Genomic DNA, 23,011 nt, shown 5'->3' on the forward strand with positions numbered 1-23,011 from the left:
CGCCATCATCATGGGAAGCCAGTCCGACTGGGAGACCATGAAGAACGCCGCCGATACGCTCGATGCGCTGGGCGTCGACTACGAGGCCCGCATCATTTCGGCGCACCGCACGCCCGACAGGCTCTACAGCTTCGCCCGTGGCGCCAAGGCGGAAGGGTTCAAGATCATCATCGCCGGCGCGGGCGGCGCGGCGCATCTGCCCGGCATGGCCGCGGCCATGACGCCGCTGCCGGTCTTCGGCGTGCCGGTCCAGTCGAAGGCCCTTTCCGGCCAGGACAGCCTTCTCTCCATCGTGCAGATGCCGGCCGGCATTCCCGTCGGCACGCTCGCCATCGGCCGGGCCGGCGCGGTCAATGCCGCGCTGCTTGCCGTCGCCGTGCTGGCGCTCAACGATCCGGAACTTGCCCATCGCCTTGATGAATGGCGCGAAAACCAGTCCAACGCGATTGCCGAATATCCCGTGGACGGCCCGCTATGAGCGCCCGCACCATCGGCATCATCGGCGGCGGCCAGCTCGGCCGCATGCTCGCCATGGCAGCCGCGCGCCTCAATCTGCGCACCGTCATCCTCGAGCCGCAGGCCGATTGTCCGGCAGCCCAGGTCGCCAACGCCCAGATCGTCGCCGCCTATGACGATGCCGAGGCGCTCGCCGAGCTTGCCCGCATCTGCGATGTCGTAACCTACGAATTCGAGAACGTGCCTGTCGCGGCGGCCGCTGCACTGGCAAAGGCCGTGCCGGTCTATCCGCCGCCGCGCGCGCTGGAAGTCTCACAGGACCGCCTCGTCGAAAAGAGTTTTATTCGCGACTGCGGCATCCTTACCGCCGATTTTGCGGCAATTGACAGCCAGCCCGATCTTGAGGCGGCGCTCGACCGCTTCGGCGGCGTCGGCGTATTGAAGACCCGTCGGCTCGGTTATGACGGCAAGGGCCAGCGGCTCTTCCGCTCACCGGCCGAAAGCCGCGAGGGCGCCTTCGAAGCGCTGGGCGGCGTGCCGCTGATCCTCGAAAGCCTCGTGCCCTTCGAGCGCGAGGTCTCGATCATCGCCGCGCGCGACAGCGACGGCACCATCGCCTGCTACGACCCGGCCGAGAACGTCCACCTCAACGGCATCCTGCACACCTCGACGCTGCCGGCGAGCGTCAGTGAGGCGACGGCCGACCAGGCCCGCAAGGCGGCCCGCGCCATCCTCGACAGCCTCGGCTATGTCGGCGTCATCGGCGTGGAATTCTTCGTGCTGCCGGATGGCGCGCTCGTCGCCAACGAGATCGCGCCGCGTGTGCACAATTCCGGCCACTGGACGGAGGCGGCCTGCGTCGTCTCGCAGTTCGAACAGCATATCCGTGCCGTTGCCGGCCACACGCTCGGCGATCCGCGCCGCCATTCGGACTGCGTGATGCAGAATCTGATCGGCGACGATATCGACGATGTGCCGGCCTGGCTTGCCAAGCCCGGCGTGCTCGTCCACCTCTACGGCAAGACGGAAGCCCGTCCGGGCCGCAAGATGGGGCATATTACCCAGGTTTTCGGCTGAGACAGGCTGGAAAACCGGACACAGCGGCGGAAAACCCGCCGCATATGGTTGACAGCGCAAATGTCACGGGTTACATGCCTGCCCAACGTGAAAGCGCGCCCGAAACGGCGCGTTTTTGATTGAAGAAATCCGGCGAACTCGTGTCGCCCTGCAATACGCGGATCGAAAACATGAAGATCAAGAATTCGCTCAAGTCGCTCAAGGCTCGCCACCGCGAAAACCGCCTTGTTCGCCGCAAGGGCCGCATCTACATCATCAACAAGCAGAACCCGCGCTTCAAGGCTCGTCAGGGCTGATACGGCGTCGCGGTTGCCTGCCTGACTGAAGGGCAGTGTTGATCGAGAAATACAATTGAAGTTGAGCGCATGGCGGTTTACCATAACCGCCATGCGCTTTTTCATGCTTTCCGCACTTTATCTCCCCCTTGCTCTCGCCGTGGCCGCACCCTCTGTTGCCATCGGGCAGACGGCGGACAAGGCTTCGCTCGACACGTCCTCCAGTGCCTTCAACACGCAAGCGCAGCGGCTGGACAAGCTGTTCGGCGAGCTGAAGCGCGAAGCCGATCCGGATGCCGCGACCGGCATTGCCAACCAGATTCGCCGCGAATGGCAGGATTCCGGCAGTGCCAGCATCAATCTGCTGATCCAGTGGGCCGACAAAGCCATGGGTGAAGACAAGAATGCCGCCGCGCTTGACTTCCTAGACGAGGCTATCCGCCTGCGACCCGATTATGTCGAGGGCTGGAACCGCAGGGCGACGCTGCATTTCAAGATGGGCAACTATCGCAAGTCGATGTCCGACATCAACCAGGTGCTGAAGATCGAGCCACGCCACTTCGGCGCGCTCGCCGGCATGGCAGCCATCCTGGCCCAGAGCGGCCGCGACGAGCTTGCCATGAAGGCCTGGGAGCGTTTCCTCGACGTCTACCCGACCGAACGGCAGGCACAGAAGGAAATGGGCGATCTCGCGGAAAAGCTGACCGGCCAGCGCACCTGATTCCCGTTCAGGTGAACCGGCATGGTGCCACCTGCGTAGATCAGCTATCTCCATCGTCGACCGGACCCTTCCTTGCCCTCCCCGCTCCGCCTCATGCTGACAGCCCTTCTCGCCACCCCCTTCGCCCTCGCGCTCTCCGGCTACGCCTTCACCGCCTGGAAGGCCCGTGCGATCGAGCAACAGTTCCCCAATGTCGGCGAGATGATTGACGTCAGCGGCTTTCGCCTGAACAGCGTGCTGGTGCCGGCAGGCGTGAAGGCCGATCTGCCGCCCATCGTCTTCATCCATGGCGCAAGCGGTAACCTGCGCGATCAGATGCATGCCTTCCGCGCGAAGCTCGAGGGACGTGCGGCCCTGCTCTTCGTCGATCGGCCGGGCCATGGCTATTCCGAGCGCGGCGGGCCGGAAAATGCCTGGCCGGACGGGCAGGCGAACGCCATTGCCCGCCTGATGGAAAAGCGCGGCATCGACAAGGCGATCATCGTCGCGCATTCCTTCGGCGGCGCGATTGCCGCAAGCTTTGCGCTGGAGCACCCGGAAAAGACCGCCGGCCTGCTGTTCCTCGCCCCGGCCACCCATCCCTGGCCGGGTGGCGTCGACTGGTATTACGATCTCGCCAGAGCGCCTTTTGTCGGCTGGCTGTTCACGCGCATCGTGGCACTGCCGGTGGGCCTGTCACGCATCGAGAGCGGCACCCGTTTCGTCTTTGCCCCGAACCCGCGGCCGAACGACTATATCGATGCGACCGCACCCGCCCTGGTGCTGCGCCCCGCCGCCTTCCGCAACAATGCCACCGACGTCGCCAATCTCCTGGAATACGTTCGTCGCGTGCAGCTGCGCTATCACGAAATCCATACACCGACGGTGATCGTCACCGGCGACACGGATGGCGTCGTCTATGAGGAAATCCATTCGCGCGGGCTGGCGCGTGACATCGATGGCTCTGAACTCGTCTGGATCCACAATCTCGGTCACAAGCCGGATTACGTGGTGACGGACCTTGCGGTCGAGGCGATCGAGCAGATTGCGGGCGCGAAACGCGACCTCCAGGAATCAGCAAGGCGGGCCGAAGCCCGCCTTGCGAAAGATCACGAAAAGTAACTCAGGCCTCAGACGCCGCTGACGCCGTCTGCGCCGATATAGGCGATGCGCAGCATGTTCGTGCCGCCGGGGGTGCGCAGCGGCACGCCGGCCGAAATGATGATGCGGTCGCCCGGCTTGCCGAACTCTTCCGCCACCACGATGCGGCAGGCGCGGTTCACCATGTCGTCGAGATCTTCCGCGTCACCGGTGACGACGCAGTGCAGGCCCCAGACGACCGATAGGCGGCGCGCCGTCTCGATGACCGGCGAGAGCGCCAGGATCGGCACTTCCGGCCGCTCACGCGCGGCACGCAGGCCAGTCGTGCCCGACGAGGTGTAACAGACGATAGCCGCGAGCTTCAGCGTCTCGGCGATCTGGTGGGCGGCAAGCGAGATAGCGTCGGCACCGGTTGCTTCCGGCGGCGTGCGCTGGGCGTAGATGATGCCCGGATAGTGCGGGTCGCGCTCGACCTTGCTGGCGATAGACGCCATGGTGGAGACGGCTTCGACCGGATAATCGCCCGAGGCGGATTCGGCCGACAGCATGACGGCATCGGCGCCTTCGAAGACGGCAGTCGCCACGTCGGACACTTCTGCACGCGTCGGCACCGGGGCCGAAATCATCGATTCCAGCATCTGGGTCGCCACGACGACCGGCTTGCCGGCGCGGCGGCAGGCGCGGATGAGCTGCTTCTGCAGGCCCGGAACGGCTTCCAGCGGCATTTCCACGCCAAGGTCGCCACGGGCGACCATCAGGGCGTCCGAGAGATCGATGATCTCGTCGATGCGCTCGATGGCCTGCGGCTTCTCGATCTTCGACATCAGACCGACACGGCCACGCGAAATCTTACGCACTTCGGCGAGGTCTTCCGGACGCTGGATGAAGGAGAGAGCGACCCAATCGACACTGCCGGTCGCCAGAACGGCATCAAGGTCGACACGGTCCTTCTCGGTCAGCGCGCCGACGCCGAGCAGCGTATCAGGCAGGCTGACGCCCTTGCGGTCGGAAATCTTGGTGCCCGAAACGACGGTGCAGACGATCGACTTGCCGTCGCACTTTTCGGCGCGCAGATGCAGCTTGCCGTCGTCGATCAGCAGGCGATGGCCGGGCTTGACCGATTCCAGGATTTCCGGATGGGGCAGGAAGACGCGGCTGTTGTCGCCGGGCTCCTCCTTGTTGTCGAGCGTGAAGGTCTGGCCGGGCTTCAGCTCTTCCGAGCCGTTGGCGAACTTGCCGACGCGCAGCTTCGGGCCCTGAAGGTCGGCGAGGATGCCGATGGGACGGCCACAGCGGGCCTCTACGGCGCGGATGCGGCTGATCAGCGTGCGCATCACGTCGTGGCTGGCATGGCTCATATTGATGCGGAACAGGTCTGCTCCCGCCTCATGCAGCTTCTGGATCATCTGCTCGTCGGAGGATGCGGGTCCGAGCGTGGCGAGGATTTTGACTTTTCTGTTCCGTCTCATCAGTTCTGGCTTTCCTGGGTCCCTGGCGTGTCGGAAAGCTGCACCATCCAGCTTCCCTGTCGGCCCGTGTCATATTCCTTGAAGCCCATGCGCTGGAAACCGCGGGCAAAGCAGTCCTGCACGCCGGTGATCTTGAACTCGTTCTCGGCGACGCACATGTTGACGTCACCGGTCCAGCGGCCGCCGCGGGCGGCATCTTCGGCATAGAGATAGTAGTAGCGCGACTGCAGTTCGCCTTCGATCAAGGTGGCGCAGGTCGTGGCCGGCACCTGCCACCAGCCTTCCGTCATCCAACCTTCCTTGGCGCGGTAGCCGATGGCGACGCCAACGAGGTTCTGCGTGCCGTTGCAGACACGAAACTCCGCTCTCGCTTCGTTGGGCACGGAAAGGGCAAGGAAACCCGCACAGGAGAAAAGGACGGCCGGCAGAAGGCGCGTGGCTTTCGGGAAGAAGGGGCTATGGCTCTTGGCTCGCACGGTTTCCAATGGAACTCCGTTGATTTGAATATGCGCTTTCTTGCGACGACGGGGCATGAATGTCAACGCAACACTAATCGATTACAATTTCACAAAAGGAGAGGGAATCTTTCCCGCAACCACAGGCCCCGCGCCTTGCGGGCCGGGTCGCCTCATGCGATCAGTCGATCTGAGCGGCATAACTTCGGCAATGGGCATGCACAATCATCCTTCCTTCGAGATTATCGACGGCGACCCCGGCCTGGGGCTCGTCATCCTGGCGGACCATGCCACCAATTTCCTGCCTGAGCGCTACGGCCGCCTCGGCCTGCCGGAAAGCGCCTTCGAGCGCCACATCGCCTACGATATAGGTGTCGAGGGCGTGGTGCGCGGGCTCAATGCCCGGCTGAATGCGCCGGTGGTGATGAGCCGCTTTTCCCGCCTGCTGATCGACCCCAACCGCGGCGAGGACGACCCGACACTCGTCATGCGTATTTCCGACGGTGCGATCATTCCAGGCAATCACCCAATCACATCAGAAGAATGGCAATACCGGCTGGATACCTATCATCGCCCCTATCACGATGCCGTGTCCCGCACGATCGCTGCGGTGGCTGAAAAAACGGGCAAGGCGCCGCTCGTCATGTCCATGCACTCCTTCACACCCGCCTGGAAGGGAGCCGCCCGCCCCTGGCAGGTGACGGTGCTGTGGGACAGCGACTATCGCGCCGTCGGCCCCTTGCTTTGCGAACTTGAGGCTCTCGGCGATGTCATCGTCGGCGACAACGAGCCCTATGACGGTGCGCTGCGCGGCGACACCATGTTCCGTCACTGCATGAAGCCCGGCATCGCGCATGCCCTCATCGAAATCCGCCAGGACGAGATCGGCGACAATGCCGGCATTGTCCGCTGGGTCGATCGCCTCGCGCCGATCTTTTCGCGGTTGAATGCCGATCCCGCCCTGCACACATACGAGATACACACCTCCCGCACCGGACCCTATTGAGACCGAGCCGATGACCGAACTCTCCAAAGAGCAGCAGACCGAATTCGAGGCCGCCGCCTTCCGCCGCCTCGTCAAGCACCTGCGCGAGCGCACGGATGTGCAGAACATCGACATGATGAATCTCGCCGGCTTCTGTCGCAACTGCCTCTCCAACTGGTATCGCGACGCGGCCAACGAGGCGGGCATTCCTCTCGACAAGGACGCCTCGCGCGAGATCGTCTACGGCATGCCCTACGAGGAATGGCGCGGACGCTACCAGCGCGAAGCGAGCGACGCGCAGAAGGCGGCTTTCGAGGTCAACCGCCCGAAAGAATGAGCGGCAACGGCGTGAAAAACCGAAACGCCGTGCGATAGGCCTTGATCTTGCCGGAAGTTCGCGGCAAGTCACGGCCTTCGAATTTTTGCCGATACCCAGTCCACCCAAGGAGAAGACCATGTCGGATGCCCACGGCGTCGCACGCGACCAGCTTCGCGCATTCATCGAGCGCATCGAGCGCCTCGAAGAGGAAAAGAAAACCATCGCGGACGATATCAAGGACGTCTATGGCGAAGCCAAGGGCACCGGCTTCGACACCAAGATCCTGCGCAAGGTCATCCAGATCCGCAAGCAGGACAAGGACGAGCGCATGGAGCAGGAAGCGATCCTCGACACCTACCTGCAGGCGCTGGGCATGATCGATCTGCCGCAGGACGCCGAATAAGGCGAAACGATCGTCAGACGTGAGATGAAGGGGCGCGATGCGCCCCTTTTCTTTGCTCACGCCTGAACCTCGCAGCGATCCGTAGCGGCTTCAGAGTTTCACTGCCTTGAGGGCATGGAGCATGGACAGACCTTGAGCATTGAAGCCGATGTCCCGAAACCGATGGCCAATCGCGCCACGCGCCTGACGATTTGTGTCGTGAGGCCATCAGGGCCAATCAGCAATCCCGGTTTTCCTCTGGAGATGCCCTGCTGTCCAAAGAACAGACGCGGCTGATGGCTCTTGCCGGCAACCTGCGCCGCCCTTTCGACACGGCTCTTCATGCACCCGAACGCGCCGCCGCCGAGTGAGGGCGATACGCACCACACTTCAATGATCGTGCCGCGGCTCAGCATTTCATTGCGAATGAACGGTCGGCCTGTGCCGTCCCTCCTCTATCACCCCTTTCAGCGCAATCACTTTCAGGCAGACTATGACCTTCCCCACAATCAAGCTTCCAGCCCGCCCCCTCGCCATCAAGGGCGGGGTCATTTCAATTCCCTTTGCCTACTATTTCTCCATCCCCATCCTGCTGGCCATCGCGGTCTTCATGGGGATGACGGAAGCGCCGGGCATTCTGCGCGACTATACGATCAGCCAGAATCCGCTCGCCATCGACGGGAATATCGATGGCAATTGCACGACGCGCAAAGCCGTCTTCACGACCTGCGAAGTGGACCTTTCATACGAGCATGGCGGCCAGCGCTACGAGAAGGAGGTCGAGGTGATGTTCGTCGATTTCCACACCGGCGACTACGAAACCGGTCTCGTCATCTCGGCCGACCATCCTGATCTCGCCACGATCAGCCTCGGGCTGGATATGCTGTGGAACCGGATCATCACACTGTCGGCCTTCACGATTCTGCTTGGCGGCGGGGGTCTTGCGATGATCTTCCTTGCATTGCGCATCCTGCGCGTCCGCGGCCAGCTGCGCCACCCGGCGGCTCTCACCGTCATTCCCGTCGAAATCACCGGGATCGACAAGAAGCGCGGCCGCCTTTCGGTCACCTATGCCGACAGGCTGAGCGAGCGGAAGACCAAGCGCGTCGCCTTCACCCGCTTCGAGACCGGCGAAGAGCCGATCATCGTCGGTGATGCCGGCAACAACGCGGTTGCCCTTGCCGTCTGGCACGGCAAGACCGCGCTTCCCGTGCTGCTCGATGACCGGCTGGAGCGCATCGACCTGACCGCGCAGGAGCGGGCGGATGCACTCGCCCCGCTTCATGCCGCCGCATCAGATGGCCACCAGACGGCCGCCGCGCTTGCTCCGGTCAAGAAGGGCATGTCGCTGGCGCGCAGGCTCGCCCTGTTCCTGCTGCTTATTCTGCTCATCGTCGGCGGTATTTTCGGCTACTGGCTTTGGTACGTGACCAGCGCGCCCTCGCAATACAATTCGCCGGGAATGGACATCAACAACATGATGCCCGAAGCGCTCAACCGTTGGGGTTGCAGCCAGCTGCAAAGCCGTTTCGGCGATGGCCCCGCACCCTTCGGCTGCACGGCTGCGGACTATCAGAGCTGGAAATGATGTAGCCTTCCCTGGTAGCGGCTCTCATGCTGATGTCTGACTACAGTCGGTAACTCGGTGGGGTGGAGTAAAAATTCCAGCCCACTTCGGCTCAGGGATACGCCTCGGCCCCGCTCCACCTCTTATCGGCCTTAGATAGATAGAACCGTTGCCGACGCTCCAATAACCCAAAGAAAAAGCCCGCCGGATCGCTCCGGCGGGCTTTTTAAATCTCTGTCCTCTGGCTCAATCGAACTTGCGAACTTCCATGAAGTTCACCGCGTTGCCGCTGAAGCGGCCGGCATCGATCGATTTGCCTTGCGACTGGAAGCCGGCCATGTAGACGGTCGTCGGTGCGGCGCGCAGCTTGCGGCTCACGAAGCGCGGCGCTTTGACCGGCTTGGAGAGCGTTGCCATATTGCCCTGCTCGAGCGCCCATTGCGAGATGATCTTCTGCGTCAGCTTCGGCTCGGTGCGGATCGCGCCACGGCTTGCGGCATCGGCATCCTTCTTCTTCGGACGTCCACCCTTCGACGGCGTCTCCTCGACCGACGTGCCGTCGAACGCATCGACACCCGCCAGCGAGCGCGTAGCACCGGAATTGCTGGAAACCAGCGCCGCCATCTCGACCGGATTGCCCTGATCGTCGCCCGTCGTCGGATCGGCAAGGGCTGCGAGCCCCGAACGATCAGCAGAGGACGGAAGCGCGACCTTGGCCTCGGCGGCCGCCATCAGCGCGGTCTGCGACTGGTCGAGCTCGACCTGCGGGCGAAGCCCGGGGACCGGCACCATCGCCAGCTCCTCGCCGTCTTCAGCCGCGGCAACCGCCGTCTCGGCAACTGCCGCCGTCATGGTCTCGCCGGGCTGCGCGTCGCCAGCCTGGGTGCGGGCACCAAGCATGACCGGCAAGGGAACCTTGTAGGCCGACAGATCTTCGAATTCAGGCTTCTGCTCTTCGGTCGTCGTCGCCGCTTCGAGGGCCGCAACAGCGCCGCTCGTCGTCGGTGCGACAAGGGCAAGTTCGCTGGCCGTCTCGGCCGCCTTGAAGGCGGGTCGGCTGCCCGGAACCGGCGCATTGAAGGCAAGTTCGGTCTCGGCTTCCGTCGCAACCGGCTTTTCCTCGGCAACGGCCTTTGCCGGAGCCCCGCCCGATTCGCCGCCCTCATCGAAGGAGTCGGCGATCGTGACCTTGCTGCTCGCGATCATTTCTGGTTCTTCATCTTCGTCGCCACCGCCACCGAAGAGCGCGGCGAGGAAGCCGCCCTTGCGCTTCGACGCCGTCGGCGTGGAACCGCCGCCGGCAACCTGGATGGCGTCCGCGCCGACGCGACGCTTGTAGTCGGCAACGGCCTGCTGGTAGCCCGGCAGCGGCTTGCCGTCCGTCGGCACATGCATGGTCTTGCCATCCGGGAAAAGGCGAACGAGCTCCTGGCGGCTCATGCGCGGCCAGGCGCGCACGCTTCCGACGTCGAGATGCACGAAAGGCGATCCGGATGTCGGATAGAAACCGACGCCGCCAACCTGGAACTTCATCGCGGCGGCACGCAGGTTGGCAAGCTTCACGCCCGGAATGTAGAAGTCCATCGCCTTGCCGAGCATGTGCTGGCTCTTCTTGGCGACCCCCTTGGAGCGCGAGCGCAACATGCCGTTCGTCGCCGGCGAGCGATAGGCGGAGACGACGTTGATGTACCCCTTGCCGCCGACCTTCTGGTAAACTTCCCATACAAGATCGAAAAGGCGCGGATCCATGCGCGTCGGCTCGTTACGGCGCCAATCGCGCAGGAACGTGTTGAGCTGCTTCAGGCCGCGCTGGTCGAAACGACCGTTGCGCTTGAAGGTGATCTCGGCCTTTTCCTTGGTGTGAATGAAATAGAGCTTGAGCGTACGGTTGCCGCTCTCGGCCTGGACCGTCGCGGGAATGGCCGTTGGCAGGATGAGGGCAGCAGAGAGCACAGCCGTGGTCAAAGCCCTGGGCAGCTTTTGCAACACTGTCTTGCAGAGGCTGCCAAGGGCGGTCCCCGGGCGCTTCATCGATGCGAACAAATTTGCCAACTCTTTCCCCGTCCGAAGGACAACGAACGTCCGTTATTCCAGATGCCTATCAATTGCGGTGAGAGCATGGCAAATCCGCCACACTCTTCAACGCGCACCCGTTATAGTGAACAATCCACTAACAGGGAATAAACGGCAATCGCGAAATCTCAAACGGCCGGGATTCCAACGGTTTTTACGCAGCTTCCTTCAACGGATTGTCCGGATCGATGCCGTAATCCTTGAGTTTGCGATAGAGGGTCGAGCGGCCGATGCCCAATTTGCGGGCAACCTGGCTCATCTGGCCATGATAGAATTTCAAGGCAAAACGGATGAGTTCCTCCTCCACATCGGCGAGTTTGCGTACGTGGCCGCCTTTGTCGACGCTCGGAATGGCATTGTCGGGCGCGCCGTGAACATCGGTTGAGGCTGATTCGTTCGGCCGGAAATCCGGATAGACACTCGGCAGGCGGGTGTCGCTTGAGGGCTCCGAGGGGCGTGTGGATGCCGCTTCCCAGGTCACCGCGCCGTCTTCGGCAAGGCCGTAGCCCGGTACCTGCGCTGCGATCTGCGGGAAGTCGGCGGCATTGAGTTCCGCCCCCTCGGAAAGCACGACCGCGCGGAAGATGGCGTTTTCCAGCTGGCGGATGTTGCCCGGCCAGTCATAGGCCGTCAGAAGCGCCATCGCGCCGGCCGAAACGCTGAGCGGGCGGGCGAGTTTCTGCTCGCCGGCAAACCGCTGCACGAAGGCGCGCACCAGGACCGGAATGTCCTCCTTGCGCTTGCGCAACGCCGGGATGGTGATCGGGAAGACGTTGAGGCGATAATAGAGGTCTTCACGGAAGCGACCTTCGCGCACCTCGTTGATGAGGTCGCGATTGGTCGCCGAGATGAGGCGGACGTTGACCTTCTGCGGGAAACGCGCGCCGATCGTCTCGATCTCGCCCTGCTGCACGGCGCGCAGGAGCTTGACCTGCACGTCGAGCGGCAGATCGCCGATCTCGTCGAGGAACAGCGTGCCGCCGTCGGCCTCCATGAACTTGCCCGTGTGGCGCTCCGTGGCCCCCGTAAAGGCGCCCTTCTCGTGGCCGAAAAGAATGCTTTCGACGAGATTATGCGGGATCGCACCGCAATTGACGGTGACGAAAGGCTTGTGGGCGCGGTCGCTGCCGGCCTGGATGGCGCGGGCCACCATTTCCTTGCCGACGCCCGATTCACCTTCCAGCACGACGGGAATGTTCGACTGGGCGGCGCGGCGGCCGAGCTCGATGACGCGCAGCATTTCGGAGCTTGCCGAAACGATGTCATCGAACTGCACGGTCTCGCTGCGTCCACGGCGCCCGCCGCGGCCGCGGCCCTCGCGCTGGTCGACCTTCAAGGCATTTCCGATGGCAACGCCGAGGCGTTCGGGAGAAACCGGCTTCACCACGAAGTCGAAGGCGCCGGCGCGCATGGCCATGACGACGGTCTCGATGCCGCCCTGTCCCGTCTGCACGATCACCGGGATCGTGTTCTCGCGCTCGGCGAGCGCGTCGAGAAAGGCCGAACCGTTCATTTCCGGCATCATCAGGTCGAGCAGGATGACATTGATCAGACCGCCCTTGCGATCGAGCATGTCGAGCCCCGCGCGACCGTTTTCCGCCATATGGGCGACGTGGCCGGAGCGCTCGATCATGTTCTTCAACAGCCTGCGCTGGACAGGATCATCGTCGATGACAAGAATATGGGCCGTCACTGGAACCTCCTTGCCCAGGCGTGCGTCATGCACGCCGAAGGGAACTGAACACCAGCGGACCATGACAGGAAGGGTTGAACATGCCGTTTTGAGAAAGGCTTGCATTTTAACCAATGCCGACGCAAGCAAGGGGCCGATCTGCCCACCAGGAAGAGAGATAGAGATGACGCGTAATTTCCCCGCACCCCGGATCACCTTCGCTCCGGCGGACGCCGCCGCAAGCGCCGAGCTGGGCGACCTCCCCGGTTGGAACCTTGGCGATCTCTATCCTTCGCAGACCTCTGCGGAATTTACCGGCGACATGAAGAAGGCCGAGGCGGAAACCCTCGCCTTCGAAGCCAGGTGGAAGGGCAAGCTCGACGCCGCCACGGAAAAAAATGGCGATGAGGGCATCGGCGCGGCCGTCAAGGAATTCGAGGCGCTGGAAGACGTGATGGGTCGCCTCATCTCCTTCGCCGGCCTCACCTATTTCACCAACACGACCGAACCCGCCAACGGCAAATTCTATGGTGACGTGCAGGCGAAGCTGACCGATCTCGGCGCGCATCTCCTGTTTTTCTCGCTTGAACTCAACAGGATAGCGGACGAGCGCATCGAAGCGGCGCTGACCAACGACGCTCTGGCGGCACACTACCGCCCGTGGATCGAGGACCTGCGCAAGGACAAGCCCTACCAGCTCGACGACAAGACCGAGCAGCTCTTCCTCGAAAAGTCGATGACCGGTGCCGCCGCCTGGAACCGCCTGTTCGACGAAACCATGGCCTCGCTGCGCTACACGATCGACGGCGAGGAACTGCCGCTCGAAATCGCCCTCAACCAGCTCCAGTCGCCCGACCGGGAGGCGCGCCGCGAGGCCGCGCAGGCGCTGGCAAAAACCTTCCAGGACAACATCCGCACCTTCTCGTTGATCACCAACACGCTTGCCAAGGACAAGGAAATCTCCGACCGCTGGCGCGGCTTCGAGGACATCGCCGACAGCCGCCATCTGGCCAACCGCGTCGAGCCGGAAGTGGTCGCGGCGCTGGCGGAAGCCGTGCGCGAAGCGTATCCGCGCCTGTCGCACCGCTACTATGCGATGAAGGCGAAGTGGCTCGGAATGGAGCAGATGGAGTTCTGGGATCGCAATGCGCCCCTTCCCGAGACACCCGATGCGGTGATCCCGTGGACCGAGGCGCGCGACACCGTGCTCTCCGCCTACGGCGCTTTCGCGCCCGAAATGGCCGACATCGCGAAAAAGTTCTTCGACAAGGGCTGGATCGACGCGCCGGTCCGCCCCGGCAAGGCGCCCGGCGCTTTCGCCCATCCGACGGTGCCCTCCGCGCACCCCTATGTTCTCGTCAACTACATGGGCAAGCCGCGCGACGTGATGACGCTCGCCCATGAGCTCGGCCATGGCGTGCATCAGGTGCTGGCCGGCGGCCAGGGTGCGCTGATGGCCTCCACACCGCTGACGCTCGCCGAAACCGCCTCCGTCTTCGGCGAGATGCTGACCTTCCGCAGCCTGCTCGACAAGACGAAGGACAAGCGCGAACGCAAGGCCATGCTCGCCCAGAAGGTCGAGGACATGATCAACACGGTCGTGCGCCAGATCGCCTTCTACGAATTCGAGCGCAAGGTGCACACTGCCCGCAAGGAGGGCGAGCTGACCGCCGAACAGATCGGTGAACTCTGGCTCTCCGTGCAGGGCGAAAGCCTCGGCCCGGCGATCCGCATTTCCGAGGGCTACGAGACCTACTGGGCCTATATCCCCCACTTCATCCACTCGCCCTTCTACGTCTATGCCTACGCCTTCGGCGATTGCCTGGTGAACTCGCTCTACGCCGTCTACCAAAAGGCCGATGCGGGCTTCCAGGCGAAGTATTTCGACCTGCTCAAGGCCGGCGGCACGAAGCATCACTCGGAGCTCCTGAAGCCCTTCGGCCTCGATGCCAGCGATCCGTCGTTCTGGAGCAAGGGACTGTCGATGATCGAGGGGCTAATCGACGAGTTGGAAGCGCTTGATAAGGCCTCCCCTTAAAAGAAGCCGGACATCAGCATGACCGATCGCGAACGCTTTGTGCTCCTCAGGGACGACCGCGAGGACCGGACGGTGGTTTTCGCCGATCCGCTCGCCGTCGTCACCGTGCGCGATCGCGCCGGCTTCGAACCCGCCTTCGCGGCGCTGCAAGCGGCCCATGACAACGGCCACTGGATCGCCGGCTTCATGAGCTATGAGGCCGGCCATCTCTTCGAGGAGAAGCTCGCTCCCTTCGCCGAGGAAAACCGCCCGACGCCGCTGATGAGCTTTGGGATTTTCGAAAAGCCTGTGGACGACCATCCGCTGGCAAGGCCGCGCCAGCGCATCGAGAACGAGCCGTTCCTGACCGAGCCGAAAGCGCATTGGGATTTCGAGACCTATCGCAGCCGCTTCGATCGGCTGCATCGGCATCTGCGCGAGGGGGATTGTTACCAGGCGAACCTCACCATGCCGATCCGCGCCCGCTGGACCGGCGACCCGCTCGCCGCCTTCTGGTCGCTGATCGAGCGCCAGCCGGTGCGCTACGGCGCCTTCGTCTCGCTCGACGGGCCGCTTCTCTTGTCGCGCTCGCCGGAACTGTTCTTCGACATCGACAAAGACGGCTGGATCGAGACGCATCCGATGAAGGGCACAGCGCCGCGCGGGGCAAACCCGGCGGAAGATGCGGACATCATCGCCGCCATGCAGGCCGATCCGAAGTCGCAGGCGGAAAACCGCATGATCGTCGATCTCCTGCGCAACGATATCTCGCGCATCTCGGAGGTCGGCACGCTTCACGTGCCCAAACTCTTCGCTGTCGAGACCTACCCGACCGTGCATCAGATGGTGAGCCATGTGCGGGCAAAGCTGCTGCCCGGCATCTCCATCCGCGATATCTTTGCCGCCCTCTTCCCCTGCGGCTCGATCACCGGCGCACCGAAGATGAGCGCCATGAAGATCCTGCACGATCTGGAGGACGGCCCGCGCGACGCCTATTGCGGCGCCATCGGCATGATCGCACCCGACGGCACGATGCGCTTCAACGTCGCCATCCGCACCATATCGATTTTCGAGGACGGCAAGGCCGTCTTCAATGTCGGCGGCGGCATCGTGTTCGATTCCACCGCCGAGGCGGAATATGAGGAATGCCTGCTGAAGGCGCGCTTTGCCGTGGGGGACCAATGGATTTCTCGCTGATCGAGACCCTGCGCTGGGAGCCCGTGGCCGGCTTCGTGCGGCTGGAACGCCATCTGGCACGGCTGGCACATTCGGCGGACCTCCTTGGAATGGAGGGCGCCGAAAAGGCAAAAGCCGCGCTGTCCGGACTTGCACACTCTGAGACACCCCTGCGCATTCGCCTCGAACTCTTCCCCAATGGCCGGATCGAGGTGCAGACCGCCGTCTTCACGCCCCTGCCGCCCGGCACGATATGGAAACTGAAGATCGCCGAAACCCGCCTTGCCTCAACCGATCCGCTGCTGCGTCACAAGACCTCCCGCCGCGACGTCTATATGCAGGCGCGCGCCGAGTTTTCGGGGCTCGAGGCCGACGAAGTGATTCTTCTCAACGAATACGGCGATCTCTGCGAGGGAACGATCACCTCGCTTTTCGTCGATGACGGTTCGGGCGTTCTGAAAACCCCGCCGCTGGCAGCCGGCCTGCTGGCTGGCGTGCTGCGCGCGGAGCTCATCGAAAAAGGCATGGCCGTCGAGAAGAGGCTGCGGCCGGAGGACCTTTCGGAAGGTCGAATCTTCGCCGGCAATTCGCTGCGCGGCCTCATCCCTGCCGTGTTTGTCCGAGCGGTTAACGCCGGTTAAGAATAGCGCTACAGAAAACCGTGCTTTCCCTTTATTGTGACAGAAATCTGTGCTCTAGCGCTGCCATTATGCTATGGGGCGCGTCAAAGCCCCGATTTTAGCGCAAAGCGGCCGTCCGCAGGAGAACCAAATGGCAGACAGCACCTATCCGGTACATGGCGAAATCACCGGCCCGATCGTGATGATCGGCTTCGGTTCGATCGGACGCGGCACCCTGCCGCTCATCGAGCGCCACTTCAAGTATGACCGGAACCGGCTGATCGTCATCGAGCCGCGCGAAGACGCCGCCGACGCCGAAATCTATGCCCGCCACGGCGTGCGCCACATCAAGGCCCATGTCACCAAGGACAACTACAAGGAACTGCTGAAGCCGTTGCTGACCGAAGGCGAAGGCCAGGGTTTCTGCGTCAACCTGTCGGTCGACACCGGCTCCGTCGACCTGATGAAGCTGTGCCGCAAGCTCGACGTTCTCTATATCGATACGGTCGTCGAGCCCTGGCTCGGCTTCTATTTCGACAAGGACATGAAGAACGCCGACCGCACGAACTATGCCCTGCGCGAAACGCTGCGCAAGGAGAAGGAAAAGAACCCGGGCGGCACCACCGCCGTTTCGACCTGCGGCGCCAATCCCGGCATGGTCTCCTGGTTCGTCAAGCAGGCGCTGCTGAACCTCGCCAACGATCTCGACATCAAGTTCGAAGAGCCCGCGCAGGACGATCGCGAAGGCTGGGCAAAGCTGATGAAGAAGGTCGGCGTCAAGGGCATCCACATCGCCGAACGCGACACCCAGCGCACCAAGAACCCGAAGCCGTTCAACACCTTCTGGAACACCTGGTCGGTCGAGGGCTTCATCTCGGAAGGCCTGCAGCCGGCCGAACTCGGCTGGGGCACCCATGAAGAATGGATGCCGAAGAACGCCAAGAAGCACAAGAAGGGCTGCAAGGCCGCGATCTATCTCGAGCAGCCCGGCGCCAACACGCGCGTGCGCTCCTGGTGCCCGACGCCCGGCCCGCAATACGGCTTCCTCGTCACTCACAATGAGTCGATCTCGATTGCCGACTTCTTCACGGTGCGCGACAAGGACGGCCACGTCACCTTCCGTCCGACCTGCCACTATGCCTATCACCCGGCCAATGATGCCGTGATCTCGCTGCACGAAATGTTCGGCAACGGCGGCAATCAGCAGCCGGTCCTGCACGTTCTCGACGAGAACGAGCTGGTCGACGGCGTCGACGAACTCGGCGTGCTGCTCTACGGCCACGACAAGAACGCCTACTGGTACGGTTCGCGCCTGTCGCTGGAAGAAACCCGCCGCATCGCCCCCTACCAGAATGCGACAGGCCTGCAGGTAACGTCGGCCGTTCTCGCCGGCATGGTCTGGGCGCTGGAAAACCCGAAGGCCGGCATCGTCGAGGCCGACGAGGTCGATTACAAGCGTTGCCTCGAAGTGCAGACGCCCTATCTCGGCCCGGTCGAAGGCCACTACACCGACTGGACCCCGCTCGACGGCCGTCCGGGCCTCTTCCCGGAAGACCTCGACACGAAGGATCCGTGGCAGTTCAAGAACATCCTCGTTCGCTGAACCGGCCTGTAAAACCGAATGCCAGACGCCCGCGGCCAAACCGCGGGCGTCTTCGCTTTCAATGGGATAATGCCCGTTCGCTACCAGGCGTATCTTGCTTTCGCAGGCTCTTCACGGCATGGTTTGCCGAATTGGACGGGCGGCTTGCCGCCGTGACCCTGGAGACCCCTATGAAGCCGATCACAGTCCTCAGCCTGCTGACTGCCGCCGTTGCGCTTGCCGCCTGCCAGTCGGACCGCGCACCGCGCGATCTGCCTCCCATCCAGCAACCGCAGCAGACCGGTGTCGAGGGTGCCTGGGTCGATCCGAACGGCATCGTCTCCACCTTCCAGGCTGGCACCTTCTCGACGCGCACGACGGATACCAACCAGCTGCTGGCATCCGGCACCTATGTCAACACGTCACCGACGCTGGTCGAGATCAACATGACCTCGCTGGTGCGCAACACCCAGTCCAAGGTCAATTGCGCGCTCGTCAGCCAGCGCCAGCTGAACTGCACGACAGCCGAAGGCGCACAGTTCTCGCTCGCCCGCCGCGCGTAACGTCAAGCAGAGATCGAACGAAAGGGCCGCAAGGCCCTTTTTTCGTTTCCGCTGATAAGCCTCGCCCGGTTTCGCTCCACCCTCTTTTCTCTTGAAGTTGCCGTCGAGCGGTGAAAACATCCGCTCGGCCGGCTGTCCCGTTTCCGCTTCAGGGAGCAACGGACGGCCCCTGCCGCGCTCTCCAGCGCCGGCACAAACAGGGAGATGAGGACCATGACGATTTTCCGATCCGGCTTTCTCGCCGCCTCCATCATCGCGCTCTCCAGCGGCTCGGCACTCGCCGACTACGAGCTGAACATCCTGCATATCAACGACCTGCATTCGCGCATCGAGGCGATCAACAAGTTCGATTCGACCTGCTCGGCCGAAGAAGAGGGCAAGGGCGAATGCTTCGGCGGCGTGGCACGCCTGAAGGCTGCGATCGATGCCCAGCGCCAGGCGCTGTCCGGCAAGAACGTGCTCCTCCTCAATGCCGGCGACAATTTCCAGGGTTCGCTCTTCTACACGACCTACAAGGGGGCGGCCGAAGCGGAATTCCTCAATCTCATGAAGTTCGACGCCATGACCGTCGGCAACCATGAATTCGACGACAGCGAGGACGGCCTCGCCACCTTCCTCGACAAGGTCCAGTTCCCTGTCGTCACCGCCAATGTCGCCGCCGGGGCGGGCTCGAAGCTCGGCGACCGCATCAAACCTTTCATCGTGCTGGATCAGGGCGGCCAGAAGATCGGCATCGTCGGCGCGGTCGCCAACGATACGGCGGAACTCTCCTCGCCCGGCCCGAACGTGCTGATCGGCGACGACGTCGCCGATATCACCGCCGCCGTCGCCGAACTGAAGAAGCAGGGCGTCGACAAGATCATCGCACTCACCCATGTCGGCTATCCGCGCGATCTTGCGGCGATCGCCAAGATCCCCGACATCGACGTGGTCGTCGGCGGCCACACCAACACATTCCTGTCCAACACCTCGGACAAGGCGGAAGGCCCCTATCCGACGCTGGTCGACAATCCCGGTGGTTACAAGGTGCCCGTCGTACAGGCCGGCGCCTATACGAAATATCTCGGCAATCTCAAGGTCGTCTTCGACGATGCCGGCGTGGTGAAGGAAGCCTCCGGCGAGCCGATCCTGATCGATTCCAAGATCAAGCCGGACGAAGCCGTGCTCGCCCGCATCAAGGAACTCTCCGGCCCGATCGAGGAGCTGAAGAATAAGATCGTCGCGGAAAGTTCAGCCCCGATCGACGGCTCGCGCGAAACCTGCCGTGCCGCCGAATGCGCCATGGGCAACCTCGTGACGGACGCGATCCTCGACCGCACCAAGGATCAGGGCATCACCATCGCCATCACCAATGGTGGCGGTCTGCGCGCCTCCATCGACGGCGGCCCGGTCTCGATGGGCGAAGTGATCTCCGTCCTGCCCTTCCAGAACACGGTCGCGACCTTCCAGCTCAAGGGCTCCGACCTCGTCGCCGCCCTCGAAAACGGTCTTAGCCAGATCGAAGAGGGTGCCGGTCGCTTCCCGCAGGTCTCCGGCCTGAAATATTCCTTCGACAAGTCGAAGCCGGCGGGCAGCCGTGTCGTTTCCGTCGAGGTGAAAGAAGGCGATGCCTTCGTACCGCTCGATCCGGCCAAGATCTACGGCGTCGTCTCGAACAACTATATGCGCTCGGGCGGTGACGGCTATTCGGTCTTCGCGAAATTCGGCCAGAACGCCTATGATTTCGGCCCGAACCTGGAGCTGGTCGTCGCCGACTATCTCGCCGCGCACCAGCCCTACAAGCCTTACACGGATGGTCGCATAACCGAAGTTGCCGCGTCGACACCTGCGACGGTCGACGCCGCGACCGGCACCGAGGCAAAGCCGGCCACATCGACGGAGACGGCTGCAAAATCGACGGAGGGAGCTGCAACGACCGGTGACGCCGCTTCCGACGCCGCAACAACGACTGAAGCCAAACCCGCGGCCTCGACCGACACGACTGCGAAGTCTGCGACCGAGGGGACGGCGACCACGACGACAAGCGAAGCAGCAACGGCGGGCGGCAAGCATATTATCGCGCGCGGCGACACGCTGTGGGACCTCGCCAAGGCCGCCTATGGCGACGGCACGCTGTGGCGCAAGATCGCGGAAGCCAACGGCAATCCGCGTCCGCGCGCGCTGCATGTCGGCAATGAGCTTTCCATCCCCGCAAAATAGGGCCCGGCGAATAAGGACAATTTGTCTCCACTATTTCTGCCGGTCCGGGCTTTCCCGGACCGGCATTTCTTTTTAGAAACATTCCGAACCGAACGGCTCCTCGCCGCGTAGAAGAACACTGACCGAAACCCCGCACGCACAGGACCGAAACATGCAGGACATCGCCGCCAAGCCCGCCAGCCATCCGCCCGTCAAGCACGGCAAGGTCGGCGTCCTGCTCGTCAATCTCGGCACGCCCGACGGAACCGACTACACCTCCATGCGCCGCTACCTGAAGGAATTCCTGACGGACAAGCGCGTCATCGAATGGCCGAAGATCGCCTGGTATCCGATCCTGTTCGGCATCGTGCTCAACACGCGCCCCGGCAAGGTCGGCAAGGCCTACGAGATGATCTGGAACAAGGACCGGAACGAGAGCTACCTGCGCACCTATACCCGCAGCCAGGCCGAACTGATGGCTGCTTCGCTCGCCGAACACAGCCATGTCGTCGTCGACTGGGCCATGCGCTACGGCCAGCCGTCGATCGCCTCGCGCATGGAAGTTCTCCAGAAGCAGGGCTGCGAACGCATCCTGGTCTTCCCGCTCTATCCGCAATATGCGGCAGCGACGACCGCCACCGTCAACGACAAGGCCTTCGAATTCCTGCTCAAGCAGCGCTGGCAGCCGGCGCTGCGCACCGTGCCGCCCTATCACGACGACCCGACCTATATCGACGCGCTCGCCGTCTCGATCGAAAAGCACCTGGCGACGCTCGACTGGGAACCGGAGCGCGTGCTGACTTCCTTCCATGGCATTCCGCAAAGCTATTTCGACAAGGGCGATCCCTATTACTGTCAGTGCCAGAAGACCGCGCGCCTGTTGCGCGAACGGCTCGGCTGGTCGGAGGAGAAGCTGGTGATCACCTTCCAGTCCCGCTTTGGACCGGAAGAATGGCTGCAGCCCTATACGGACAAGACGGTCGAGAAGCTGGCGCAGGACGGCATCAAGCGCATCGCCGTGCTCAATCCCGGCTTCGTTTCCGATTGCCTGGAAACGCTGGAAGAGATCGCCGAGCAGGCGGCCGAAAGCTTCCTGCACAATGGCGGCGAGAAATTCGCCCATATTCCCTGTCTGAACGATTCTGCTGAAGGCATGGCTGTTCTGGAGAAAGTCGTGCGGCGCGAACTCGCCGGCTGGATCTGATCCGGGATAAATCCTTTTCCCGTCCAAATAGACTGGCATCGCGAGCCGTATTCCCTAGAGTGGCGCCGCGCCGCATCGTTGTCTGTTGGAGAAAGAAAACATGGAACTGTCCGGCCCGGATATTTTCGTCATCGTCATCGTGCTTTTTGTCCTCTTCCTGCTGTTCAAGGGGATCAAGACCGTGCCTCAAGGCTATCAGTACACGGTGGAGCGCTTCGGCCGATATACCAGCACCCTACAGCCCGGCCTCAATTTCATCGTGCCGCTCATCGACAGCATCGGCGCCAAGATGAATGTCATGGAACAGGTGCTGGACATTCCCCAGCAGGAAGTCATCACCCGCGACAATGCCAGCGTCGCCTCCGATGCGGTCGCCTTCTACCAGATCCTCAACCCCGCCCAGGCCGCCTATCAGGTCGCCAATCTGCAGCACGCCATCATCAACCTCACCATGACCAACATCCGCTCGGTCATGGGCTCGATGGATCTCGACGAGCTCCTGTCCAACCGCGACAAGATCAACGACCAGCTGCTGCGCGTCGTCGATGAAGCCGCCCATCCGTGGGGCGTGAAGATCACCCGCGTCGAGATCAAGGACATCGCGCCGCCGAAGGATCTCGTCGATTCGATGGCCCGCCAGATGAAGGCCGAGCGCGAGAAGCGCGCGCAGGTGCTGGAAGCAGAGGGTTCGCGCAACGCGCAGATTCTCCGCGCCGAGGGCGCCAAGCAGTCCGCCATCCTCGAGGCCGAAGGCACGCGCGAAGCCGCCTTCCGCGACGCCGAGGCGCGCGAACGTCTCGCCGAGGCCGAAGCCAAGGCGACGAAGATGGTCTCGGAAGCCATCGCCGCCGGCAACGTGCAGGCGATCAACTACTTCGTCGCGCAGAAATACACCGAGGCCATGGCCGCTATCGGCAAGGCGAACAATTCCAAGATCGTGCTGATGCCGATGGAAGCCTCCTCGCTGATCGGCTCACTCGGCGGCATCGGCGCCATCGCGCGGGAAGTCTTCGGCGGTGACGGCTCTGCCGCTCAGCCGGTCAACACAGCGCGCGCGCGCCAGACGCCGGTCACGACCACGACCGCCTCCACACCCGCCTTCCGCAGCCCGTTCGACACGCCGCCGCAGGGAACGTGAGC

Annotated in this window: 20 protein-coding genes and 1 pseudogene; 17 read left to right on the top strand and 4 right to left on the bottom strand. The window is 63.0% G+C overall.

Going from position 1 to position 23,011, the window contains the following annotated elements:
• Positions 1–10 precede the first annotated feature (10 nt).
• From purE to MUU55_RS19425, 5 genes are all read left to right on the top strand, one after another.
• A complete protein-coding gene (gene purE / locus MUU55_RS19405; protein ID WP_244762686.1) occupies positions 11–478 on the top strand; it encodes a 5-(carboxyamino)imidazole ribonucleotide mutase in 468 nt (155 codons plus the stop codon).
• Positions 475–1,533, top strand: coding sequence for a 5-(carboxyamino)imidazole ribonucleotide synthase (locus MUU55_RS19410; RefSeq protein ID WP_244762417.1), 1,059 nt, complete (start codon positions 475–477; stop codon positions 1,531–1,533). The genes purE and MUU55_RS19410 overlap by 4 nt, the downstream gene beginning before the upstream one ends.
• Before the next feature lie 170 nt (positions 1,534–1,703).
• Positions 1,704–1,829 (top strand): type B 50S ribosomal protein L36, encoded by a 126-nt coding sequence (gene ykgO / locus MUU55_RS19415; RefSeq protein ID WP_024271182.1) that lies wholly within the window; start codon positions 1,704–1,706, stop codon positions 1,827–1,829.
• 82 nt (positions 1,830–1,911) lie between these two features.
• A complete protein-coding gene (locus MUU55_RS19420) occupies positions 1,912–2,529 on the top strand; it encodes a tetratricopeptide repeat protein (protein WP_244762687.1) in 618 nt (205 codons plus the stop codon).
• A 93-nt stretch (positions 2,530–2,622) separates the two neighbouring features.
• Positions 2,623–3,630, top strand: a complete 1,008-nt coding sequence (locus tag MUU55_RS19425) for an alpha/beta fold hydrolase (RefSeq protein ID WP_244762688.1) — start codon at positions 2,623–2,625, stop codon at positions 3,628–3,630.
• Positions 3,631–3,638: 8 nt separating this feature from the next.
• On the opposite strand, the gene pyk is transcribed toward MUU55_RS19425, so the two are convergent.
• On the bottom strand, positions 3,639–5,078 hold the full coding sequence (gene pyk / locus MUU55_RS19430; protein ID WP_244762418.1) for a pyruvate kinase: 1,440 nt from the start codon (positions 5,076–5,078) through the stop codon (positions 3,639–3,641).
• Positions 5,078–5,452 (bottom strand): annotated as a pseudogene (locus MUU55_RS19435) (DUF1036 domain-containing protein); the annotation flags it as partial. The pseudogene MUU55_RS19435 and the gene pyk, both read right to left, overlap by 1 nt.
• 298 nt (positions 5,453–5,750) lie before the next feature.
• Here MUU55_RS19435 and MUU55_RS19440 point away from each other — a divergent pair.
• The 4 genes from MUU55_RS19440 to MUU55_RS19455 all read left to right on the top strand — a co-directional run bounded on the left by MUU55_RS19440 (position 5,751) and on the right by MUU55_RS19455 (position 8,807).
• Positions 5,751–6,539 (top strand): N-formylglutamate amidohydrolase, encoded by a 789-nt coding sequence (locus tag MUU55_RS19440; RefSeq protein ID WP_244762420.1) that lies wholly within the window; start codon positions 5,751–5,753, stop codon positions 6,537–6,539.
• 10 nt (positions 6,540–6,549) lie between these two features.
• Complete coding sequence (locus MUU55_RS19445) at positions 6,550–6,855, top strand: DUF1244 domain-containing protein (RefSeq protein ID WP_244762421.1); 306 nt, start codon at positions 6,550–6,552, stop codon at positions 6,853–6,855.
• Positions 6,856–6,973: 118 nt separating this feature from the next.
• Entirely contained in the window at positions 6,974–7,240 is a 267-nt protein-coding gene (locus MUU55_RS19450; protein ID WP_244762422.1) for a DUF2312 domain-containing protein, read from the top strand.
• A gap of 472 nt (positions 7,241–7,712) precedes the next feature.
• On the top strand, positions 7,713–8,807 hold the full coding sequence (locus MUU55_RS19455; protein ID WP_244762423.1) for a hypothetical protein: 1,095 nt from the start codon (positions 7,713–7,715) through the stop codon (positions 8,805–8,807).
• 225 nt (positions 8,808–9,032) lie between these two features.
• On the opposite strand, the gene mepK is transcribed toward MUU55_RS19455, so the two are convergent.
• Together mepK and MUU55_RS19465 are read right to left on the bottom strand one after the other, a co-directional pair.
• Positions 9,033–10,838 carry a peptidoglycan L,D-endopeptidase MepK gene (gene mepK, locus MUU55_RS19460; RefSeq protein WP_425314198.1) on the bottom strand — a complete coding sequence of 602 codons (1,806 nt, stop codon included), beginning with the start codon at positions 10,836–10,838 and terminating at the stop codon, positions 9,033–9,035.
• 175 nt (positions 10,839–11,013) lie between these two features.
• Positions 11,014–12,552: a sigma-54-dependent transcriptional regulator gene (locus MUU55_RS19465; RefSeq protein ID WP_244762424.1), complete on the bottom strand. Its 1,539-nt coding sequence runs from the start codon at positions 12,550–12,552 to the stop codon at positions 11,014–11,016.
• 163 nt (positions 12,553–12,715) lie between these two features.
• Between MUU55_RS19465 and MUU55_RS19470 the strand changes: the two genes are divergently transcribed.
• From MUU55_RS19470 to MUU55_RS19505, 8 genes are all read left to right on the top strand, one after another.
• Positions 12,716–14,569 (top strand): M3 family oligoendopeptidase, encoded by a 1,854-nt coding sequence (locus tag MUU55_RS19470; protein ID WP_244762425.1) that lies wholly within the window; start codon positions 12,716–12,718, stop codon positions 14,567–14,569.
• 18 nt (positions 14,570–14,587) lie between these two features.
• Positions 14,588–15,745 carry an aminodeoxychorismate synthase component I gene (locus MUU55_RS19475; RefSeq protein WP_244762426.1) on the top strand — a complete coding sequence of 386 codons (1,158 nt, stop codon included), beginning with the start codon at positions 14,588–14,590 and terminating at the stop codon, positions 15,743–15,745.
• Positions 15,730–16,365: an aminotransferase class IV family protein gene (locus tag MUU55_RS19480; RefSeq protein ID WP_244762427.1), complete on the top strand. Its 636-nt coding sequence runs from the start codon at positions 15,730–15,732 to the stop codon at positions 16,363–16,365. Before MUU55_RS19475 ends, MUU55_RS19480 begins: the two co-directional genes overlap by 16 nt.
• Positions 16,366–16,495: 130 nt before the next feature.
• Complete coding sequence (locus tag MUU55_RS19485) at positions 16,496–17,947, top strand: homospermidine synthase (protein WP_244762428.1); 1,452 nt, start codon at positions 16,496–16,498, stop codon at positions 17,945–17,947.
• Positions 17,948–18,117: 170 nt separating this feature from the next.
• Positions 18,118–18,489, top strand: coding sequence for an outer membrane lipoprotein Omp10 (omp10, locus tag MUU55_RS19490; RefSeq protein WP_244762429.1), 372 nt, complete (start codon positions 18,118–18,120; stop codon positions 18,487–18,489).
• A 204-nt stretch (positions 18,490–18,693) separates the two neighbouring features.
• Positions 18,694–20,688 carry a 5'-nucleotidase C-terminal domain-containing protein gene (locus tag MUU55_RS19495; RefSeq protein ID WP_425314199.1) on the top strand — a complete coding sequence of 665 codons (1,995 nt, stop codon included), beginning with the start codon at positions 18,694–18,696 and terminating at the stop codon, positions 20,686–20,688.
• Positions 20,689–20,839: 151 nt separating this feature from the next.
• Complete coding sequence (hemH, locus tag MUU55_RS19500; protein WP_244762431.1) at positions 20,840–21,871, top strand: ferrochelatase; 1,032 nt, start codon at positions 20,840–20,842, stop codon at positions 21,869–21,871.
• Between the two features lie 100 nt (positions 21,872–21,971).
• Positions 21,972–23,009: an SPFH domain-containing protein gene (locus MUU55_RS19505; protein ID WP_244762432.1), complete on the top strand. Its 1,038-nt coding sequence runs from the start codon at positions 21,972–21,974 to the stop codon at positions 23,007–23,009.
• Positions 23,010–23,011 lie beyond the last annotated feature (2 nt).

The sequence above is a fragment of the Shinella curvata genome (genome assembly GCF_022899935.1).
In the GTDB taxonomy this organism is placed as follows: domain Bacteria; phylum Pseudomonadota; class Alphaproteobacteria; order Rhizobiales; family Rhizobiaceae; genus Shinella; species Shinella curvata.

Bases quoted from the DNA above. Each gene is read 5' to 3' on its own strand.
- MUU55_RS19495 (WP_425314199.1), top strand. From the start codon at position 18,694: ATGAGGACCATGACGATTTTCCGATCCGGCTTTCTCGCCGCCTCCATC.
- MUU55_RS19480 (WP_244762427.1), top strand. From the start codon at position 15,730: ATGGATTTCTCGCTGATCGAGACCCTGCGCTGGGAGCCCGTGGCCGGC.
- MUU55_RS19455 (WP_244762423.1), top strand. From the start codon at position 7,713: ATGACCTTCCCCACAATCAAGCTTCCAGCCCGCCCCCTCGCCATCAAG.
- MUU55_RS19410 (WP_244762417.1), top strand. From the start codon at position 475: ATGAGCGCCCGCACCATCGGCATCATCGGCGGCGGCCAGCTCGGCCGC.
- omp10 (WP_244762429.1), top strand. From the start codon at position 18,118: ATGAAGCCGATCACAGTCCTCAGCCTGCTGACTGCCGCCGTTGCGCTT.
- MUU55_RS19475 (WP_244762426.1), top strand. From the start codon at position 14,588: ATGACCGATCGCGAACGCTTTGTGCTCCTCAGGGACGACCGCGAGGAC.
- MUU55_RS19470 (WP_244762425.1), top strand. From the start codon at position 12,716: ATGACGCGTAATTTCCCCGCACCCCGGATCACCTTCGCTCCGGCGGAC.
- MUU55_RS19485 (WP_244762428.1), top strand. From the start codon at position 16,496: ATGGCAGACAGCACCTATCCGGTACATGGCGAAATCACCGGCCCGATC.
- MUU55_RS19445 (WP_244762421.1), top strand. From the start codon at position 6,550: ATGACCGAACTCTCCAAAGAGCAGCAGACCGAATTCGAGGCCGCCGCC.
- ykgO (WP_024271182.1), top strand. From the start codon at position 1,704: ATGAAGATCAAGAATTCGCTCAAGTCGCTCAAGGCTCGCCACCGCGAA.
- MUU55_RS19440 (WP_244762420.1), top strand. From the start codon at position 5,751: ATGCACAATCATCCTTCCTTCGAGATTATCGACGGCGACCCCGGCCTG.
- purE (WP_244762686.1), top strand. From the start codon at position 11: ATGGGAAGCCAGTCCGACTGGGAGACCATGAAGAACGCCGCCGATACG.
- hemH (WP_244762431.1), top strand. From the start codon at position 20,840: ATGCAGGACATCGCCGCCAAGCCCGCCAGCCATCCGCCCGTCAAGCAC.
- MUU55_RS19425 (WP_244762688.1), top strand. From the start codon at position 2,623: ATGCTGACAGCCCTTCTCGCCACCCCCTTCGCCCTCGCGCTCTCCGGC.
- pyk (WP_244762418.1), bottom strand. From the start codon at position 5,078: ATGAGACGGAACAGAAAAGTCAAAATCCTCGCCACGCTCGGACCCGCA.
- MUU55_RS19450 (WP_244762422.1), top strand. From the start codon at position 6,974: ATGTCGGATGCCCACGGCGTCGCACGCGACCAGCTTCGCGCATTCATC.
- MUU55_RS19505 (WP_244762432.1), top strand. From the start codon at position 21,972: ATGGAACTGTCCGGCCCGGATATTTTCGTCATCGTCATCGTGCTTTTT.